This is a genomic window from Verrucomicrobiota bacterium (assembly GCA_027622555.1).
In the GTDB taxonomy this organism is placed as follows: Bacteria; Verrucomicrobiota; Verrucomicrobiia; order Opitutales; family UBA2995; genus UBA2995.
In genome coordinates, this window is the sequence record JAQBYJ010000088.1 from 5,001 (window position 1) to 23,202 (window position 18,202).

Below are 18,202 nucleotides of genomic sequence, written 5' to 3' on the forward strand. Positions count from 1 at the left end.
CAAGGTTTTTTTCAAATCTTTCTTCATCAAATCTATAAGTCGCTGTTATTCATATAATAACAGATTAATTAAGTTCTGATAATCAATCATTTTATACTCAAAGAAGGTTTAGTTTCTCCACTTTAATACACAAAGAAAGCACTACCGGACTGATGTGTAGCGTAATACGACTCCTTCGAATTTAAGAAATTGTTCATCCCAGAACTTCCTTTTATCTCTTTAGGTTTAAATTCGGATGCTCCTTTATTCACTATCCTTAAGTCTAAAAGCTCATGTTTGTTGATTTTTAAAAGAAAAAATTTGAGGAGATCATCTGAAGCCAAATACGAGCCTTTATTGAACCGGTTAACCTTGGAAATTGTGATCTTCATAAAACCAGCTTCAAATAGTTCATTATGACTCTTTTCTAAGTGATTCCCGAAAAGCGCGAGGAGACATCCCATATAGCCTTTTGAAACAATTAGAAAACTGATGCTGACTGGAAAATCCACAAAGCTGAGAAATCTCAATGATCCTCTTTCCTGTGTGTTCCAGCAATTGACACACTCGATCCATCTTTATTTTCAACAGCTCCTGGTATGGGGTAGATGAAAGACTCAATTGGAATTTCTGCTCTAGAAGTCTCCTTGAGACACCTGTTTCTCGCGAAACAGCATCGATGGAAGGAGATTCATGAAATCTGGCGCGCATTATATCTAACGCCTTGGCTACAGCCACATCCTCAACTTTGCTAAATCGCGAGGAAGCCCTTTCCAAAAGCCTTACAGGTGAAAACTTAATAATTTCCGGAGTTTTGATAATCCCATGACGATATTGATCAATTACTCTTCCTGCTTCTTTCCCAATCTCAAAATAAGGTAATTCCACTGAGGCAATTGGCACCCCAGAAAACAAACTGTCTCTATATATATTACCGACGCCTACAACTGATACTTCCTCAGGCACTTTCAAACCGCCTATTCCTGCAGCTTGGATAACCCTCCGGGCGGTATAATCTGTGGCACAAAACACAGCTATTGGCCTTGGAAGAGAAAGCAACCATTCCGTCCAAACTCTCAGAGGCCGTGTAACCCAACCGTGCGGTGCAGACACAGCCGTCTTCCCACTATTCTCAAGGCGGGAGCTAAACCCAGTTTGACGTAGCTTGGTAAAAAGATTTCCAGTCAATCCGGCATAGGCAAAATTCTCAAATCCTGCTGACAGGAACTTTTCAGCTACCAGTCGGCCAACTTCTTCGTCGTCCACTACTACGGAAGGAGCCCGACTAATCAGAGAAAGATTCTCTACATTGACCAAGGGCATTCGACCGAGCCAATGAGACTCGATCCAGCGATCGCTTACCAGGCCTCCAATTAATCCTGCCAAATTTCCATGCTCAACCAATTCACCCAGTAATTCCTCTTCGCCGATATTTAAAGGTATCGCCCGCCACACGCCCAGCGCTTCGGCATGAGCCTGGATCCCTCGAAATAGCTCAACCATTGAATCGAATTCTGATTCGAACAAAACAGCTACCACAGGTTGGCTCATGCTAAACGATGTTTTTTGCATCTGAGAAATCAAAGGAATGTAAATACTCCTAATATTGCGGTAATAGTTAAATATTTTTTTCGTTTTTACGTAAAGACAGTTTTAAAACACTGTGTTATCGTTTTCTCAGTAACCAAAATATCCAATAAGTATAACTATTTCATTTTTATATGAAAAAAGCACTCATCACAGGCATCACCGGGCAAGATGGATCTTATCTCGCAGAAATCCTTCTTGAAAAAGGCTACGAAGTACATGGCATTATCCGCCGCTCTTCTTCTTTCAACACAGGTCGTATAGATCACCTTTACTCCGACCCGCACACAGCAAACACCAATTTGCACCTCCATTACGGTGATTTAGCGGATTCCACACAAATGGTGAAGCTGCTCTACGATTTACACCCCGATGAAATCTACAACCTTGGAGCGCAAAGCCATGTTCGTGTTTCTTTCGATATCCCGGAATACACGGGGGACGTCGTCGGCCTGGGAACCGTCCGGATCCTTGAAGCGATTCGCGAAGCAGGCATGGTACAAAAGACCCGTTTTTACCAAGCCTCATCTTCTGAAATGTTTGGATTAGTTCAAGAAGTCCCACAAACAGAGAAAACACCTTTTTGGCCAAGAAGTCCTTATGCGTGCGCTAAAGTATACGCTTACTGGCTAACGGTTAACTACCGTGAATCTTACAATTTGCATGCAAGCAATGGTATCCTTTTCAATCACGAATCTCCCCGCAGAGGTGAAACATTTGTAACCCGCAAGATTACCCGTGCAGCAACGCGGATAAAAATGGGTCTTCAAGACAAACTCTATTTAGGGAATCTCGATGCAAAGCGAGATTGGGGTTACGCAAAAGAATATTGCGAAGGGATGTATCTGATGCTTCAGCAGGACAATCCTGATGACTATGTCCTGGCAACTCACGATACTCACTCAGTCAAAGAGTTCTGTCAGGAGGCGTTTTCAACTCTTGATATGGATTTCGAAGAATACGTTGACTACGACAAACGGTATGAACGGCCAGCTGAAGTGGAGCTATTGATAGGCGACCCTTCAAAGGCAAAGAAGCTACTAGACTGGGAACCCAAGACGGATTTCAAAGGCCTGGTAAAACTTATGGTTGAATCAGACCTTCAATTAGCTAGAAAAGAATTAGCTGTTAAACAAGCATCTGCTGTTTAACAATTTTCAATCTATGGATCCGTCCTGGAAAGTATATATTTCTGGCCATCGTGGTATGGTCGGTTCAGCTCTCGTTCGAAAATTTGAATCTCTCGGTTACGATGAGATTGAAACTGCTACCCGAGAAGAACTAGACCTTACGGACCAAACTGCAGTACGTCGTTTCTACGAGCTAGAAAAACCCGACGCGGTAATAATTGCGGCAGCGAAGGTTGGAGGAATTGGAGCAAATAGCACTTTCCCAGCGGATTTTATATATGAAAATCTTGTTATTGCGGCCAATCAGATTCATGCCGCCTACGAGTTTGGAGTGAAACGACTCCTTTTTCTAGGTAGTTCATGTATCTATCCCAAATTTGCACCACAGCCAATCAAGGAAAGCTCCTTGCTCACGGATGAGCTGGAATCTACCAACGAACCCTACGCGATAGCCAAAATAGCAGGTCTCAAGCTTTGTCAGTTTTATCGGAAACAACACGGAGTGCTTTTTCATTCCCTGATGCCGACAAACCTCTATGGTCCAGGAGACAATTATAACTTGGATAATTCTCATGTCCTCCCGGCCCTCATTCGGAAATTCCATGAAGCAAAGGAAAGAGGCCATTCAGAAGTGGTAATGTGGGGTTCAGGAACCCCACAAAGGGAATTTCTACACGTGGATGACCTGGCTGATGCCTCGGTTTTTCTTATGAATTTGGAAACCCCTCCCGACTGGGTGAATGTGGGAAGCGGCGAAGAAGTAACCATTCTCGAATTGGCAAATTTGATTAAGGAAACGGTGGGATACACCGGGACCATTATCCAAGATCTAACCAAGCCCGATGGAACACCGAGAAAATTACTCGATGTCACTGTGATCAAAGATTTAGGTTGGGAACGAAAAATAAATCTAAACACAGGCATAAAGAAGACCTACGAATCATTTCTTGAAGCAAAAGCTACAGGAACCATTCGTGATTAATTAATTTTAGGGGCAGAAACAGGAATCGATGTGCTCTCGCATCACCCCAAGTTCCAAAAATCCGAAAAAAATCAGCAAGGCTTTTAGGAAAGCCTCGACCAATCGTCGGACACCAGATTGTGTTCGCCAATTGACTGCAGAAACCTGATTTGGAAAATTAATGAAACCCCTGTTCGCCAAAGCGATCGGTGCGATGTGTCCGTGCTGCCGAGATATGGCACGACTTTCATCTCAATCGCTTGACCGGAAACTCAACTTGCGTGAGCGAATTGGTATGCGCATTCACGGTTGGATCTGTAGTTGGTGTGTAGATTATTCCAACCAAGTCCAAATGGTGAGCGATAGTGTAAAATCAGAAGGTGAGTCGTTGGCGGAATTGAAGGACGAACAACTCACCGATGATTGCCGGGCGAGGATTCGTGCAATGATGCAGGCCCCATCGCAAAAACCAGACGACGAAAGCTAAAGTCTTTTATCTGGAGCAGACCAATTATCCTGCAGGCATTTCCGGAGAGCCATTCGTGCGCGGTGTAAAATGGTCCATAAGTTCTGTGGCGTGATACCAAGCTGCTCCACGATATCTTTGCTTTCAATTCCGTCGACCTCACGCATCAGGTAAACTTGTCTAATCTTTAGGGGCAACTTGTCGGCACAAAACAAAAACTGAGTCATAAATTCTTTCCGATCAATACTCTCCCATTGTTCGGCCGACCACTCAGCCGGGGAAAAATCTCCCTGCAACCAATGCCCGTTATCACTAAAATGATCTTTCTCTTCGTCTTCGTAGAATGACGTTAATTGTGTAAACGTTTTCTCTCTGGAGCTCTTTCGATAATGGTCCATGACTTTAAATTTGAGAATCCCGGTTAACCAGGTCTTCAAAGTGGATCGTCCACCGAAGTTTTTAAGTGATTTGATCCCGGCAAGAAAAGTTTCTTGTACCAAATCCTCAGCAACCGAGGGGTTGTTTACGCGCATCATGGCGTAACGATATAGGTAATCTCCATAGGAATCGAGCCAGGTCGAAGGATCTAGAGATTCGGGAGTATTTGACCTGAGGGTGTCCACAACAAAAAAGTGGAGTTGATTTGCAGGGGAGACCTGCCATTTGTCAAGAGTCAGCCATGAATGCACCCATCAAAATAACCTACAATGCTCCCTTTGTCCTTACCTACTCACTAATATGCCTATTGGTACTTTTGGCATCGGGATTGACCGATGGTAAAAGTACATTCCATTTATTTAGTGTTCATGGAAGCGACAGTTTTTCAGACCTGTTAACCTATCCACGCTTAATAGGGCACGTCCTCGGTCATATTAATTTTCCGCATTTGTTGGGCAACTTGACCATCATACTTCTCATTGGCCCCATCCTCGAAGAAAAGTACGGGACACGGGATCTCGCGACCATGGCGGTAATTACAGCAGCAATCACGGGGCTGCTTCACATGCTTTTTTTCGAAGGGATGCTTTTGGGTGCCAGTGGCATCGTGTTCATGTTTATTGTCCTAAGCTCATTGGTAAACGTGAAGCGTAAAACCGTGCCACTAACGTTTATTCTAGTGTGCATCATTTTTCTAGGAAACGAATTTGCGCTTTCGTTTGAAGAAGACAGCGTCTCCCAATTCGCACACATCCTGGGAGGAATCTGCGGAAGCGCATTTGGCTTTTTACGTGCAAAGTAATGCGTAAGAACGGAATCACTATATGCGATCGCTGCCTAAGACTAATTCTCCTTTCGGATGACTCAGCTTGGGCTCCGAAGTGTTTTCTTCAGTAACGAAAAAAGCTACCCGCGCACTTGAGATGGGAGAATTATCCTCCAGCTCAAAGAAGTAAAGTCCTTCATTTTTTTCCAGAAGCGGAATAATCCCGGCACATTCCAATACGTTAGCCTTAGGATCTTTCAGCCAAAGAAAATAGTTCTTCCCCTTTTCTTGTCTCGGCAAATTTTGAATAGCGATAAAACCATGCTTACTTTGAGGATCAAAGACGGCATAGCCACTCCCGCGCGTGTTTGCCAACGGAGAATTATTTATGGTGGCAGGAAGCTGTTCTGGATGAGCCCAAAAAATTTCAGCCATTTGAGTGAGTTGAACGAAGTTTTCAAATTCATCTTCGGGTATTACTGTTGGGATCGTTTTAAAGGCCGATGAATCCGAATTCATACCTACAATCAGTAAAACAGGCTGACTGTTAGCACCGGCAATTGGGCCATCACGGTTTGTAACAAATAGCGTGAGGCCTACGCCTAATAGAAGAGCTGCTGCCATTCCCCAACCTGCGAAGCTCGCCCAGGAGATCGTAATAAACGGTTTTGAGTTCGCAACCTGTGGAAAGGGTTGCACCTGAGATTGAATTTTTGAAAACAACCCATCCGGAGCGTTATACTGAGGGAGATCCCGGACCTGATCTTCGACAGCAGATTCAAGCTCTCTGAGCAATAGAACCAATTCCGTATCCGTTTCCAATAGGTTCTCAAATGAAGAACGCTCATCGGGCGTCAATTTATCCAACACGTAAAGGCTGGCTAATTCTTGTGTCTTCTCGTTCATAAAACTGTTTCCGTTAAAGAATTTCTAAGTTGAAAGAGCCCTCGTTTAAGCCAGGACTTTACCGTACCTAAGGGTTGCTCCAGAGAGTTCGCGATTTCGGAATGAGTCATGCCGGAAAACAAAGCGAGTTCCAGGGCTTTTTTTTGTTTAGCCGGGACATTCTTTAGCGCCTCCTCGACTTGATTGCGCGTTTCATTGAGGGCGACGGATTCGCGGACAGTTTCTGCCGTAGCCCATTCCTGATCCTGCTCAGGTTCGAAAGTGGTTACTTCGGGTTCACGATTTAACTTCCGAATTCGGTCAATACAGGTTCGGCGCATGATAGTGACGGCCCAAGTAAAGGGGCGAGACTTTCGAGCATCATAGTAAGCCGCATTCTTCCAGATCTTTACAAAAGTATCCTGTAAAGCTTCTTCAGCTTCAGAAGGGTTCTTAAGCATTCTAAGTCCAAGTGAAAACAATGGAGTAGAGTACCGATCATACAGCCTCCGAAACGCATGAGAATCGCCAACACCAATTTGTGCCAGCAAACAGGCTTCTTCCAAGGCCGCTTCGTGCTGAATGGTAAGAGTCATCTCGGTAATTATGTTTCTAGGACAGTCGAGTAAAAGGGGCTGGTCGGTACCAAAACCAGCCCCAGGCTCAATCAGGGTTTGTTGAACTTGTGTTCGTTAAGCTTTTTGGCCACCTCCTCTGCGGCCAAAAGAATGACTTCATCCATGTTATCTTGTGGGTGACGTCCGGGCCGAGGGTAAGTCCTCGCTTTTATGATTTTAAAATCCGTTTTCTCGCCATCTTCCAAAAGCGTAACCCAAGCGCGAAAGACGAGGTCGTTTAAGGTCTCTTCCTCCAAGCTTTTGAACCAGATTCGAAGCTGAAGTCCATCGTCGGGAATACTCGCGCTCCACCGTTCGAATTTCAGAATTACCGGCCAATCTTCTTTCTCAAAGGCTTTGGTAAAGTTATTTTTGATTCTGAGATACATATCCAAATCGTTGTGGTAGGCACGGTGCGATATCAGACTGTCAGAAACCACGACGAGCAAAGTCACTTTTTCAGATTCTGCATTTTCTTGGGCAACAAGTGGACTCAAGCATCCGAAAAGGAAAGCTGTTAACGACAGTAGGAAAATTGATTTAGGGTTTTTCATCAGTATTTGTTGGTTAGATAGACTTTTACGTGAACAAAAAGATTGCGGATTCAAAAATCTATAGAGGATCTAAAAAAGGGGATAAAGACTTTTTGCCTATGAAGCATGTGGTACTAGATTGAAACGATTAAGACAAATTTCTAAACAAAAACTATGATGAAAGCAAATGGCTTATTAGTGCTCCTGACTGATTTTAGAACAAGCGATTGGTATGTCGCCAGCATGAAAGCAACCGCAATTACGGTTTTCAAGGAAGTTCGATTTGTAGATATTACCCACGAGATCAGCCCTGGATCTATTAAAGAGGGTGCTTTCGTCCTGCGCCAATGCTACGATGACTTCCCGCCGGGCACAACTTTCGTGGTGGTCGTAGACCCTGGCGTTGGGACTGACAGACAAGCTATAACCATGGAAGCAGGAAATTACTTTTTCGTCGCTCCCAACAACGGTGTCTTATATCCAACCATTAGCAAACTGGTTACAAGTGCTGCTTTCTGCATTGAATCTCCAAATTGGATGGGCTCAAAAAGAAGTTCCACATTTCATGGTAGAGACATTTTTGCTCCGGCTGGTGCCAAGCTTGCATCGGGGGCTCATATCCAAGAAGCAGGACCTCAGGTCCAGAAAGTGGTTGAGCTAAATTTTCCTGAGCCAAAGAACCTGACCGAAAATCCAAATGGCCAGATCCTTTACTTTGATCGCTTTGGAAACGGTCTTACCAATTTCACGAAAGAACACATTGAGTTTAGAAAACTTCTTGGAGTTCGAGTTGAAGATGTACTCTTCCCTATAGCAGAAACCTTTGGAGATGTAGAAACGGCGGCACCGGTCAGCTATTGGGGATCCAGTGGATACCTGGAGGTAGCCCTTAGGGACGGACATGCGAAATCAGCAGCTTGTTTAACGCAGGAATCGATCGTTTGGCCGGTCTTCTCTTCTTGATCTACTTCAGCCGGGCAACTCGTAACTTTTCTGATTTCCAGATTCCTTCCACCTTGGAAAAATCTTCATCTTTTGTGCCGCTGATGAGGCAAAAGTCATAGGTATCCCAAAGCGGCATTTCATTTCGAGCTGACTCAAGGCGGCGATCCATTGCTGCTCGATCTTCTTTCCCACGGTGTATTAGCCGCCGTACAATTTCCTCAAGACTTGGAGGCATTAAGAAAATGGTAACCAATCGTTGTTTTAGAAGAGCGTCTTTTTCCGCTTCCCGCTGAAAGGCCGCCACTCCCTGCACATCGATGTTCATGATTAGATCAATACTGTGAGCTAACTTGTCTTGGATCTCTGATTTTAAAGTACCGTAGCGATGATCATGAACTTGCGCATGTTCGTAAAATGCATCTTCGCCCAATTTTTTATCAAACTCCTCTTCACTAAAAAAAAAGTAGTCCTTGCCATCCACCTCCCCTTCTCGGGGCGAACGAGTGGTTGAAGTAATCACCCGTTGAATACGACCATACTTATCCGTCATTCTTGAACAAAGCGTACTTTTCCCGGTTCCGGTTGGGCCGGCCAAAATCAGCAACAACGCAAGGTCTTTGTCTGGAGATCCCATTCGAATTCAAATTAAAACATTCTTAGTAAGCGAAGGCAACTATACTCAAAATCACGCCGTACCCTGCCAGGACAGCTCCAAGAAGCCTGGGTCGCCTGTCCTTCATGAATAACCAATCAAAAAAATCGCGAGCCCGATAAGGTACAACCGCCAGATAAATCGAAAGAACTATAAGAAAATAGGCGAAAACCGTGAGAAACAAACGAGAAGTTATATCGTAAAGAGCAAAGGCCGAACTCAACATTTCGGTGGCGGCAAGCAACCAGATTATACAAACGCCGCGAACCGCCAAGAAATCGGGTACGTAGAAGTATGATAATACTGCGATCGCTCCAAAAATACCCATAAGTAAATTCCGATGGTTTCCAAAATCTGCTTCTCCAAGTTGTGACACCTTGTAGATAAACCAAATGCTTCCAATTCCAAATGCGAGTATGGTGAATCGACGGGATCGAGGCAGACTTTTTGTGAGACTCGATATCGAATTGTCGTTCCAAAAAAGTAGGCCTCCAGCGAGAACCAAACAAATGCCGGTGATTATGGTAGCGGTAAAAAGTGAAAGATTCATAAGAGAGAATTTGAAAATGTTGGCGCAGGCTTATTAATTTCATCAACACCTGAAAGAATCAGGTCACCATAAAGACTGCTTTGAGTCGCACGGTAAACTTTCATTTGGACGAGTTCACCAATGAGTCGATCATTCGCTGGCACCAGGCAATTGCGATAGCCACGCGTTTTACCCACGTATAAGTCCCCGCGCTTTGCTTTGCCTTCGATCAATACCTCCTGGATAGATCCCACCATCGATTCATTCCGAGACAGGGAAGAATCTCTGAGGTAGCCAAGCAGGCGGTGATTACGAGCTTCCTTCACTTCTTGAGGGATCTGGTCGCCCAAATCAGCCGCAGGGGTGCCGGTGCGGATGCTGTACTTAAAAACATAGGCCATATCGAAAGAGACCTCTTTGAACAGTTCGCAAGTTTGCTCAAAATCTTCTTCCGTCTCCCCGGGAAACCCGACTATGATATCTGTCGAGAAATACATTCCGGGAATCGTTGTACGAAGACTATCAACAATCTCCAAGTACCGCTCTCGCGAATACGGACGATTCATCAATTTCAACATCCGGTTCGATCCTGATTGTGCAGGCAAGTGGACATATTCGCAAAGTTTGGAAAGATCGCGGTAAGCTTCCACCAAGTCTTCCTTGAAACCTCGCGGATGAGGGGAAGTGAATCGGATACGTTCAATGCCTTTAACTTCCTGAACCCTTTCCAGAAGTTGAACAAAGGGTGACTTTTTATTGCGAAACGGAATTTCACGCCGGCCGTAGCTGTTAACGATTTGGCCGAGCAAGGTTATTTCCCTGGTCCCTCTGGCGGCTAGTTCTTCGACCTCATCCACAATTTCTTCAATGGGGCGACAACGTTCCCTTCCTCGGGTCTTGGGCACGATACAGAAAGCACAATTCATATTGCATCCCTGCATAATCGACACAAACGCACATACTTGGCGCTCGTCGGACAAATGCTCCCGGATAGTGTTTTGGGAACCTTCTTCTTCGTCCAAATCTACAATAGTGGATGGTCGTGGGCCAAGGCCTCTTTGGGTAGCTATGATGTTATCCAGATGATCCGGAATGGTATGAAACTTTTGAGTGCCGACAAGAAGATCCAAGTCCGGAAGCTTATCGACCAACTCAGTGCCCCTGTTTTGCGCCATACAACCCATAATCCCGATGATAAAGTCTGGGTTGGTTCGTTTTTGCTTACCCAAATAACCGGTTTTTCCAATGGCCTTCTGCTCGGCTTGGTCTCGAACGGAGCAAGTGTTCAATAAAACCACGTCCGCATCGAACTCATTATCGACCAGCGAGTACCCACGACCACGAAGCTTGGCAGCAACTGCTTCGGAGTCGCGCTCATTCATTTGGCAGCCGTAAGTCTTGATATACACCCGGTTCATAAGAGGTGGGAAAACATAGAAGCAAGGGGTTATAGGTCAATTAGTAAAAAGGAGCCAAACATCGCCTCGGAATTTCTTGGAAGATTTGAAAAATATACCTTCATCAACACTTTTAATGGCCATGAGATCCTTAAACCGTTCAATGCCTAATTCATTCAATGAAGAGCAAAGAAATAGCCTGCGTATTTGTCTACGGGACCCTAAAGCCAGGTGGGTTTTATCATGATCGCTTTTGTGGCTCGTTCCATTTCGAGACCGAGGAAGCTTTTGTTGACGGACGCCTGTTTGATTTTCCTCACTTGGGGTACCCTGGAGCGCTCCAGGAAAAAGGCTCAAGGATTCGTGGTTTCATTTTGAGATTCAGCCATCCTGAAACAGAAGTATTAGCCAAACTCGACATGTTGGAGGGTTATGACCCTGAAAGAACTGAGGACCTCAACGAATACTACCGTAAACGCATATCTGTATTTAAAGAAGAGAATGACACTGAGGCATCAGAAAAAGCTTGGTGCTATTTCATGACCCTCAAAAAGATTGAATCATATGGAGGAGTCTGGCTTCCGAATGGCTCTTGGCCGATTAAGACTCCTTCGGCTTAGAGATCGACGGCTTCTTTGGCGTTTTTTTCGCGACTTTTCTGACGATTCGTTTCTTGGGAATCTTTTCTTTCACAGACATTTGCCCCACAGGGGGTTCGACTACCTGCTTTACCTTCACTGCTGGCTTTGCAGGAACTGATCTCGACGCACTTTTTTCCGCCGGCGACTCTTTAGCAACTTTCTTCGTCGGTGGTTTTTTGGAGAATTTTTGATCATTTGATTTCACAGCAGCCGTATTCTTTGCTGACGGAGATTTCTTTCTTGTAGGCCTTTCCCCAACTGGTGTTGCTCTAACAACATTCTTTGTGGGTCGTTTTTTCGCCAGCTTTTGATCTTTTACTCTTGAATTATCGGTATTCTCAGGAGCAGGAGTCTGGCTTTGATTTCGTATTGGAACCTGTTGCTGGGATTGAGGCTTTTCGTAATTATTTCTTTGAGGTGAAGCAGTTGTGTCCTGATTACGGTTACCAGAATCCTGAGTTTGAGAATCCACTTTCCCTCTGCGGCGACCGCGCCTACGTTGGCGCCTTCGATTTCGCTGAGGCCCTGATTTGTCGTTGCTTGTATTTGAACCTGAGTCACCGCTTGTCGATCCGGATTCTGCATCGCGATTAAGTTCCCGTATATCTCCGCGTTTGCGTGAGGGTTGAGGATTAAGCGCTTCTTCCGCAGCCATTTCGCGGGCAATATCCATGTAAGTTGCAGGAGCCTTTTTGATCGATTCGGGTTCAACTTCTTTTTGCAGACGCCCGATCACCACTTTCCCCCCAGGTTTCCTGACAATGAAAGGGTTAGGTTGCGGAATTTTTCTGGCTGAAATTCGATCTTTCGCATCCGGCTCACGCTTTTGTGGCCTAACCACAAGACGTGATATCACTGAATCACTCTTCTGGCTTACGACGTACTCAACCGCTTGGGCAGTCGCTTCGGCGCTAACAATAAGGTCGTGATTATCTCGCTCGTTGAACCCTTCGCCCAAAATGGCTTCAGCATTGGCAGTATCGAGAACCAAAGAACATACCTTAACACCATCCTGCCGGACTTCTTCGAAAAGTCGTTCCGAAAATTCCTGTAGGGCGAGCTCCGTAGATAGAAAGGCACTCCCCAATTTTTGAGTACCCAATGAATTGGGGAAACCAATATTAACTACATAACCCCTAAGACGAATAAGAGAAGGCATGACCAGACGTGTCAAAATCAACGGGCACAGGAGATTGGTCCGAACCAAGGCCTCCAGATCGTTTAACTCTTGCTTCTCATGCTGGGCCAAATGAAGGCACTTGGCGTGGTTAACCAACACATAAATGTCCTTCTCCTTATCGAGTATCTCCTCAAAAACCTGCGTAAGTTGCTCCGTATTTGTGAGGTCGCAAGTAACCGGAACGAAGTCCGAGTGTTCAAGCGATAAGGATTTAATATCGTTTACCAGACCGTAGACGCGGCACCCGATCTCAATGAGCTTTCGAGATATCGCTAGGCCGGTTCGGGTGTCAGCACCTGTTACAATGGCTATGTCCATGTTTCAATTTTTTCAGTCGGTAAATAATTCAGCAATACCGCCTTCAACGTTTCGATCATATGAGATCGCTCAACTTGAGGGTAAGACACAAAAGATTGGCTGTTTTCAAAAGGATAAAATAAGATGTCGGAGTCGGTCCGCTGTTTTTTGATACGTTTAAAATAATCCGCGTTCATTCGAAAAACGCCGAGACTCACATCACGGATTTTATCCGCTGGCAAGCGCTTAAAAACATCTTTAAAAAAGGACCGATAAATTTCCTCCCAGTTGTTTATTTTTAAAACCGGATCAAAGCAAAGACGGACAGGCCAACCGCGGTCCAAACACTGCTTGATCGCCTGAATTCTTTGATCCGGAGACGGCGTAAACTTTTCATATTTTAGCGCGACTTCTGGCGGAGAAAGGGTCCACGCCAATATACAGCGCTCATTGGGCAGCACGTCCTCAAGAGGCCGCCAGTTGGCGCTTTTCGTACGGATTTCGATTACCATATCTTCATACTCACGGGTGAATTCTATAAAACGGGTCGTGTAAGGCACCACGTTTTCGTAGGCTAAAAGATCCGTGTCGTAAGAAATACAAAGATACAATGGTTCCTCTGGGAATGCACGAAAATCAATGGCCTTTAAGGTCGCTTGATAAAAATCATCTTCATTGACGAAAACGACCATGTTACCGCTCGGATACATCCCTTGCAGGTAACAATAGTCACAATTGTAAACGCAGTTGAGAAGCAGTGAATTGTAGTAGAAATTTCTATAACCGAAATCCTGGCTGGCCATCGAACCGTCATAGATGAACTTATCCTTTTTCCGTGCCAGGATCAATTTTGGGCTCTGCTTTTGAACCTGAAAATCCTGACCCGATCGCCCGAAGACATCCATATAGTTTGCCACACTCACAACGGTAGCATTGGGTAGTCGGTCCAGAATGGTCCGAGTAAGAGGATACGCTTCGGCTCCCTCTTCCAAATAGACGTGTGAAAACCGTTTTGACAACATACTTACTGATCGAGGGTTTGAATAATAGTTTCAAACATCCGGTTTCGAAGCGATTTATGCACAGGTCTCAATTCAAGTTTGAGGCGAAGAATATCTAGATCTGTCCCACCTCGAACAAGGAATCGAAGTGCGGCATCCCTGAGTTGGTGTGTTTGAGTTTGAGTCAAGCGCATGCTCTCAGCCAGAGAAACAATAACACTTTCCTCTTCATCGGTGATTACAGAATCAAGCGGATTGAATGGATGGTACCCTTTTAGCACCGGAAGCCAATCTTCAACAGATTGTTCATAATACCGTAGCATTTGACCGTAATCGTCGGAGGAGAATTCTAGATAGTCAGTAGCCACCTTAAGGAAAAACATCTGATGAGGTGGAATAAAAAGCTGAGCAGCTTGGAAAACGCCCGATGCTTCCATGTCCACAATATCGCAGGCGAGTATGGACCGGCTCCCGGAAGTCACGGGTTTATCGAAGGTGCCCAAGGTTGCTTCCTGAAGTCCGTGCTTATACACCATATCAGGGAAAAACTCACGCCCACTGGCGTGATCCCAAATTTTATGTGCGACTACTGCCTCTCCTAATACAACCTGATCCACGACCGCTCCGCACATTCCCACATTGAAAACTTGGCAATCAGATGGATTCCCCGATAAGTGAAGCGCGTGAGTCGTTGCTATCCCGGCGTGAAGTTTTCCGATTCCACTAATAACAAGTAGTGTGTCTTCTGACGCATATATCGGAATTCTCCGGGAAGAGTGATCCTGTTTTAGGCCATATGCATCGATCAAGGGTCGAGCTTCCTGCCGGAGTGCTGTTACTATCAACTTCAAAGAAATAAGATGGGATTGATTGTCTTCTTAATGCTTTATCCGGCTTGTGGCGCACTTGCAAGTGAGATACCAAGTGAAATTTTATTTCACTCAAAAAATGAAACTCCCCGACGCAAGCATCGGGGTATCTGAAATACAAGAACAAGCTCTTTTCTCTTTTGCTCGCAAGAATCCAGCAGACATCGTTGGTATTCGATTCGCGACCAAGGTCACTCCTACAACTACTTTCGCATGTCAAAATGTAGGAGACAGGCAATAAGGATAGATCAATAAAAAACGTCATAATCGGGGTATAATGGGTGTGAATGATTTTTGATTGACCAGCACGGATACGAGTCTACCGAGCTGTTTGCGCATGAGGTCTATCATCGCTTCTTTGTGGTGTTTGCCTCTCGCTTTTAGGGAATTGTAGTACTGCCTGAGCTGGGGGTCAAACTTCATGCCGCAGAAGGCGGCCTGGAAGAGGGCAGTGCGGGCGATCTCGATCCCTCGTTTTGAGACCTTGGTGGTGCCTTTCCAGCGCCCCGATTCTTTGACGCGGGGATCGGCGCCGAAGAGGGCCTGGAGCTTGCGGGCGATCGTACGCTTGTTGCCCCATTGGAGCTGTTCGTCAGAGATGAAAGCGAGGATGGCGGGGGTAGTTTTGGCACCAAAACCGGGGATGCTGCGGGCCAGGCGTATGGTCTGGACTCCGGCGCAGGCGAGGAGGAGTTGGTCTATCTTGCGATCCATTTGTTTGAGCTGCTCGTTGAGGTGCTCGATGGTGTCGAGGAGTTGGCCCAGCAGTCCGTCCTCGCAGGCGGCACTCATGGCCGGGATGGCAAAACTGTGGGCGGCGGCTTGCTTCAGTTCGGCGGCCTTGATGCCGACATAGCCGCGAAGTTCGGCCAGGCCGAGGGCGGCGATGCGGGCGGGTGATGGATGCTCGCGCAGAAGTCGGCGCACCCTGACCTGGGTGATGTCCAGACCCAGTTCATCGAGTTCGGGGAACAGGGTGTGCACGGTGGTGGCGGTGTGTTTAATAATGTTGGTCAAGGACTTGCGGATTATTTTGCTTGAGCTGACGTAGCGTTGCAGTTCGAAGCGTTCGACCGGGCAGTGGTAGGCAAAGCGTTTCAATAACTCTTCCCGGTCGCTCAATCCGAGCTCGGCCAGGGACTCGGCGTCAAGCCGGTCGGTTTTGTTGTCGCGGATGGCGTTACGGGCGCTGCGATTGCGGCCGTACAGGGGGTTGATGGCCACGACTTGGCAGCCGGATTTTTGGAAGGCTTCGCAAAAGTCGAGGTGTAACATACCGGTCGCCTCGGCCACCACCAGGACGGTGGCGGGATCGGCCCGCAGGTTTTTCAGCAACTGTTGCACCGCTGAATTGGTGGCTTTGAGCGGCCCCTGAGAGACCCGGTGGGCGGTCTTGTCGGCGATGTGATAACGGGCGCTTGATTTGTGGACGTCCAGTCCTATGCTATGGGTGATGTTCATTTTTAATGACGGGTTAAGGTTATGATAAAATGCGTTGCCTGCGCTTATGGCCAAGTAAAGAAATCCCGGCTTCAAACCGGCCGGCTCTTTCAGGCGATAAAGGCAAACGCAGTGAATAAAAACACGCACAAGCCTGGTCTCCAACAAATGCATTTTTGGCATTGCAGCTTTGATTAAGGCATTGCGCGATAAAGTGACCTTGACCCGTCATTGTTTTCCTTTCAATTCAAAGCTTCCTGACCAGCCAATGCTGCGGCCAACTACCTCTTTGCAGGTTCGCCTTGCACTGGCTGAGGAAGCTGATTTCAATTCAGGTCTCTTACATAAGCTGCTTTAGCTGCGATTCCGGGAACGCCAAGTCCCAGCTTGGCATCTATAAGATGAAATCGCAGCTAAAGCAGCTCCTACATTTGGATGCGAGTCCGGTCTCTTAATTAGCAAATTTATTCGCGACTGTTGGGATGTTAGAACAAATTCTAAACTCCCACCAACTCTCCGAACTCCGTCCAATTCCTCACACGCCAATGTGCAACGGACACATCCGGAATACTAGCATGGGCGTTCAACCAAACTGGTACCAAGCCTGCCGCGGTGGAACCCATCACATCGTTTTCCCATAGGTCGCCCACGTACCAGGTCGATGAGGGTCCAGACCCCAGTTGTTTGACCGCATCCTTAAATATCTGTGGATGCGGTTTGCGCAGTCCAAATTCGGCACTCGAAACGACAAAGCGGAATGCCTCCAATACCGAATGCTCTTCAAGATCACTTCGTAAAAGATCTGCGCTGAAGATGGTGTTGCTGACCACTGCCATGGGAATGCCTAGTGACATGAGTGCTCGTAGCACACGACTGGCGTCTTGGGGTGGCGAGTAGGAAATAATAGTTGATCGGATAGCACGCTCCAGGGATTCAGCTTGATCTTGATGAATCAGCATAAGATGAGACTCCAGCCACTTCCTTACATGAAATTCGTCAAGATTTCCTCGATACATAGATTCCATCGCGTCTGCTAGAGCAGTCGGTAGATCAAAGCCTTCCTCGACATAGGGTGCAAAAGTTTCGGATTTCAACAGAGTCCGAACCCTGGTGTTAAGTGCACCTGAGTTACTATCTTGAAGCAGCGTACTTCCTAAATCGAAGAGTATTGCTTCAGGTCGTTTTGGAATGATGCTTACAGACTGATCCACGTTTAAATCCAAATGGTCCCTATTCTCCGAATACCTCTTCGACCTTCAGAGTCTCTTTGAGGCGAACACCTTTCTCGGTCTGCTGGACGGTGCAGAGTTCGTTGACAGGATCATGCTCGAGAAAAAGGAAATAGTCTTCCACCGCAGCCTGATCCAGAAACTTGGACTTCTCTTCCATAGTCACCAGCGGCCTGACATCATAGCTCATCACATAAGGTATCGGCAGGTGCCCAACGGAAGGAACCAGGTCGGCCGTAAATACCAATGTTTTCCCATCGATTTTTATTTTCGGTAGCATTTGAGCTTCTGTATGTCCGTGCACCCACAATACTTCGACACCTGGATGAAAAAGCTCTCCCTCGGCTAGAAATTTAAGTTGGCCGCTCTCCTGAATAGGAAGAATATTTTCTTTAATAAAAGACGCCCCTTCTCTGGGGTTGGGATTAACTGCCCAATTCCAGTGGTCCTCATTGCTCCAATACGTGGCATTTGGAAAAGCAGGAATCGAGCGCTCGCTTGAGCTATCATAATTAATACAACCACCGCAATGATCATGGTGGAGGTGTGTCAGAAACACATCGGTGATATCATTTTTACTAAATCCATACTTGCCCAACGAACTTTCCACCGAATCGTCTCCATGCAGGTAGAAATAACTAAAGAACTTTTCCGTCTGCT

General features: G+C 46.1%; 21 protein-coding genes. 7 read left to right on the forward strand and 14 right to left on the reverse strand.

What is annotated here, in order from left to right:
* Window positions 1-393: 393 nt before the first annotated feature.
* A complete protein-coding gene (locus O3C43_18785; GenBank protein MDA1068534.1) occupies window positions 394-1,530 on the reverse strand; it encodes a helix-turn-helix domain-containing protein in 1,137 nt (378 codons plus the stop codon).
* Window positions 1,531-1,700: 170 nt separating this feature from the next.
* Between O3C43_18785 and gmd the strand changes: the two genes are divergently transcribed.
* The 3 genes from gmd (at window position 1,701) to O3C43_18800 (ending at window position 4,144) form a co-directional block, all read left to right on the forward strand.
* Entirely contained in the window at window positions 1,701-2,717 is a 1,017-nt protein-coding gene (gene gmd / locus O3C43_18790; protein MDA1068535.1) for a GDP-mannose 4,6-dehydratase, read from the forward strand.
* A 13-nt stretch (window positions 2,718-2,730) separates the two neighbouring features.
* Window positions 2,731-3,678, forward strand: a complete 948-nt coding sequence (locus tag O3C43_18795; protein MDA1068536.1) for a GDP-L-fucose synthase — start codon at window positions 2,731-2,733, stop codon at window positions 3,676-3,678.
* Window positions 3,679-3,838: 160 nt separating this feature from the next.
* The gene (locus tag O3C43_18800; protein ID MDA1068537.1) at window positions 3,839-4,144 is read left to right on the forward strand and encodes a hypothetical protein; all 306 of its coding nucleotides are present in this window, start codon (window positions 3,839-3,841) and stop codon (window positions 4,142-4,144) included.
* Here O3C43_18800 and O3C43_18805 read toward each other — a convergent pair.
* Window positions 4,141-4,746 carry a sigma-70 family RNA polymerase sigma factor gene (locus O3C43_18805; protein ID MDA1068538.1) on the reverse strand — a complete coding sequence of 202 codons (606 nt, stop codon included), beginning with the start codon at window positions 4,744-4,746 and terminating at the stop codon, window positions 4,141-4,143. The genes O3C43_18800 and O3C43_18805 overlap by 4 nt on opposite strands.
* 56 nt (window positions 4,747-4,802) lie before the next feature.
* Between O3C43_18805 and O3C43_18810 the strand changes: the two genes are divergently transcribed.
* The gene (locus tag O3C43_18810) at window positions 4,803-5,363 is read left to right on the forward strand and encodes a rhomboid family intramembrane serine protease (GenBank protein ID MDA1068539.1); all 561 of its coding nucleotides are present in this window, start codon (window positions 4,803-4,805) and stop codon (window positions 5,361-5,363) included.
* An 18-nt stretch (window positions 5,364-5,381) separates the two neighbouring features.
* Here O3C43_18810 and O3C43_18815 read toward each other — a convergent pair whose 3' ends face one another.
* The 3 genes from O3C43_18815 to O3C43_18825 all read right to left on the reverse strand — a co-directional run bounded on the left by O3C43_18815 (window position 5,382) and on the right by O3C43_18825 (window position 7,383).
* Complete coding sequence (locus O3C43_18815) at window positions 5,382-6,233, reverse strand: hypothetical protein (GenBank protein ID MDA1068540.1); 852 nt, start codon at window positions 6,231-6,233, stop codon at window positions 5,382-5,384.
* Complete coding sequence (locus O3C43_18820) at window positions 6,230-6,808, reverse strand: sigma-70 family RNA polymerase sigma factor (GenBank protein ID MDA1068541.1); 579 nt, start codon at window positions 6,806-6,808, stop codon at window positions 6,230-6,232. Before O3C43_18820 ends, O3C43_18815 begins: the two co-directional genes overlap by 4 nt.
* A 71-nt stretch (window positions 6,809-6,879) precedes the next feature.
* Window positions 6,880-7,383, reverse strand: coding sequence for a hypothetical protein (locus O3C43_18825; protein ID MDA1068542.1), 504 nt, complete (start codon window positions 7,381-7,383; stop codon window positions 6,880-6,882).
* Between the two features lie 153 nt (window positions 7,384-7,536).
* Here O3C43_18825 and O3C43_18830 point away from each other — a divergent pair, with 153 nt between their 5' ends.
* Window positions 7,537-8,325: an SAM-dependent chlorinase/fluorinase gene (locus O3C43_18830; protein ID MDA1068543.1), complete on the forward strand. Its 789-nt coding sequence runs from the start codon at window positions 7,537-7,539 to the stop codon at window positions 8,323-8,325.
* A gap of 1 nt (window position 8,326) precedes the next feature.
* On the opposite strand, the gene gmk is transcribed toward O3C43_18830, so the two are convergent.
* From gmk to miaB, 3 genes are read right to left on the reverse strand one after another with little or no spacing between them, the layout of a single operon-like run.
* Window positions 8,327-8,941 (reverse strand): guanylate kinase, encoded by a 615-nt coding sequence (gmk, locus tag O3C43_18835; GenBank protein ID MDA1068544.1) that lies wholly within the window; start codon window positions 8,939-8,941, stop codon window positions 8,327-8,329.
* A gap of 22 nt (window positions 8,942-8,963) precedes the next feature.
* Window positions 8,964-9,509 (reverse strand): hypothetical protein, encoded by a 546-nt coding sequence (locus tag O3C43_18840; protein ID MDA1068545.1) that lies wholly within the window; start codon window positions 9,507-9,509, stop codon window positions 8,964-8,966.
* A complete protein-coding gene (gene miaB / locus O3C43_18845) occupies window positions 9,506-10,906 on the reverse strand; it encodes a tRNA (N6-isopentenyl adenosine(37)-C2)-methylthiotransferase MiaB (GenBank protein MDA1068546.1) in 1,401 nt (466 codons plus the stop codon). The genes O3C43_18840 and miaB overlap by 4 nt, the downstream gene beginning before the upstream one ends.
* A gap of 158 nt (window positions 10,907-11,064) precedes the next feature.
* Here miaB and O3C43_18850 point away from each other — a divergent pair, with 158 nt between their 5' ends.
* Window positions 11,065-11,505: a gamma-glutamylcyclotransferase gene (locus O3C43_18850; GenBank protein MDA1068547.1), complete on the forward strand. Its 441-nt coding sequence runs from the start codon at window positions 11,065-11,067 to the stop codon at window positions 11,503-11,505.
* Here the strand turns inward: O3C43_18850 and O3C43_18855 are convergent.
* The 3 genes from O3C43_18855 to O3C43_18865 are packed head-to-tail and all read right to left on the reverse strand — an operon-like array spanning window position 11,486 to window position 14,855.
* On the reverse strand, window positions 11,486-13,024 hold the full coding sequence (locus O3C43_18855) for an SDR family NAD(P)-dependent oxidoreductase (GenBank protein MDA1068548.1): 1,539 nt from the start codon (window positions 13,022-13,024) through the stop codon (window positions 11,486-11,488). The genes O3C43_18850 and O3C43_18855 overlap by 20 nt on opposite strands.
* Window positions 13,015-14,025 carry a DNA photolyase gene (locus O3C43_18860; GenBank protein ID MDA1068549.1) on the reverse strand — a complete coding sequence of 337 codons (1,011 nt, stop codon included), beginning with the start codon at window positions 14,023-14,025 and terminating at the stop codon, window positions 13,015-13,017. Before O3C43_18860 ends, O3C43_18855 begins: the two co-directional genes overlap by 10 nt.
* Before the next feature lie 2 nt (window positions 14,026-14,027).
* Complete coding sequence (locus O3C43_18865; protein ID MDA1068550.1) at window positions 14,028-14,855, reverse strand: hypothetical protein; 828 nt, start codon at window positions 14,853-14,855, stop codon at window positions 14,028-14,030.
* Between the two features lie 97 nt (window positions 14,856-14,952).
* On the opposite strand from O3C43_18865, the gene O3C43_18870 reads away from it, so the two are divergent.
* Window positions 14,953-15,114: a hypothetical protein gene (locus tag O3C43_18870; protein MDA1068551.1), complete on the forward strand. Its 162-nt coding sequence runs from the start codon at window positions 14,953-14,955 to the stop codon at window positions 15,112-15,114.
* A gap of 20 nt (window positions 15,115-15,134) precedes the next feature.
* Here O3C43_18870 and O3C43_18875 read toward each other — a convergent pair whose 3' ends face one another.
* The 3 genes from O3C43_18875 to O3C43_18885 form a co-directional block, all read right to left on the reverse strand.
* Window positions 15,135-16,496: an IS110 family transposase gene (locus O3C43_18875; protein MDA1068552.1), complete on the reverse strand. Its 1,362-nt coding sequence runs from the start codon at window positions 16,494-16,496 to the stop codon at window positions 15,135-15,137.
* Window positions 16,497-16,810: 314 nt separating this feature from the next.
* Window positions 16,811-17,524: an HAD family hydrolase gene (locus O3C43_18880; protein ID MDA1068553.1), complete on the reverse strand. Its 714-nt coding sequence runs from the start codon at window positions 17,522-17,524 to the stop codon at window positions 16,811-16,813.
* Window positions 17,525-17,543: 19 nt separating this feature from the next.
* The coding region (locus O3C43_18885; GenBank protein MDA1068554.1) for an MBL fold metallo-hydrolase at window positions 17,544-18,202 on the reverse strand (659 nt) is incomplete at its 5' end.

Coding starts and splice junctions, on each gene's coding strand:
- O3C43_18820 (MDA1068541.1), bottom strand. CDS start 6,808: ATGACTCTTACCATTCAGCACGAAGCGGCCTTGGAAGAAGCCTGTTTG.
- O3C43_18850 (MDA1068547.1), top strand. CDS start 11,065: ATGAAGAGCAAAGAAATAGCCTGCGTATTTGTCTACGGGACCCTAAAG.
- gmk (MDA1068544.1), bottom strand. CDS start 8,941: ATGGGATCTCCAGACAAAGACCTTGCGTTGTTGCTGATTTTGGCCGGC.
- O3C43_18795 (MDA1068536.1), top strand. CDS start 2,731: ATGGATCCGTCCTGGAAAGTATATATTTCTGGCCATCGTGGTATGGTC.
- O3C43_18815 (MDA1068540.1), bottom strand. CDS start 6,233: ATGAACGAGAAGACACAAGAATTAGCCAGCCTTTACGTGTTGGATAAA.
- O3C43_18810 (MDA1068539.1), top strand. CDS start 4,803: ATGAATGCACCCATCAAAATAACCTACAATGCTCCCTTTGTCCTTACC.
- O3C43_18800 (MDA1068537.1), top strand. CDS start 3,839: ATGAAACCCCTGTTCGCCAAAGCGATCGGTGCGATGTGTCCGTGCTGC.
- O3C43_18855 (MDA1068548.1), bottom strand. CDS start 13,024: ATGGACATAGCCATTGTAACAGGTGCTGACACCCGAACCGGCCTAGCG.
- gmd (MDA1068535.1), top strand. CDS start 1,701: ATGAAAAAAGCACTCATCACAGGCATCACCGGGCAAGATGGATCTTAT.
- O3C43_18830 (MDA1068543.1), top strand. CDS start 7,537: ATGATGAAAGCAAATGGCTTATTAGTGCTCCTGACTGATTTTAGAACA.
- O3C43_18870 (MDA1068551.1), top strand. CDS start 14,953: ATGAAACTCCCCGACGCAAGCATCGGGGTATCTGAAATACAAGAACAA.
- O3C43_18860 (MDA1068549.1), bottom strand. CDS start 14,025: ATGTTGTCAAAACGGTTTTCACACGTCTATTTGGAAGAGGGAGCCGAA.
- O3C43_18840 (MDA1068545.1), bottom strand. CDS start 9,509: ATGAATCTTTCACTTTTTACCGCTACCATAATCACCGGCATTTGTTTG.
- O3C43_18875 (MDA1068552.1), bottom strand. CDS start 16,496: ATGCCAAAAATGCATTTGTTGGAGACCAGGCTTGTGCGTGTTTTTATT.
- O3C43_18785 (MDA1068534.1), bottom strand. CDS start 1,530: ATGAGCCAACCTGTGGTAGCTGTTTTGTTCGAATCAGAATTCGATTCA.
- miaB (MDA1068546.1), bottom strand. CDS start 10,906: ATGAACCGGGTGTATATCAAGACTTACGGCTGCCAAATGAATGAGCGC.
- O3C43_18825 (MDA1068542.1), bottom strand. CDS start 7,383: ATGAAAAACCCTAAATCAATTTTCCTACTGTCGTTAACAGCTTTCCTT.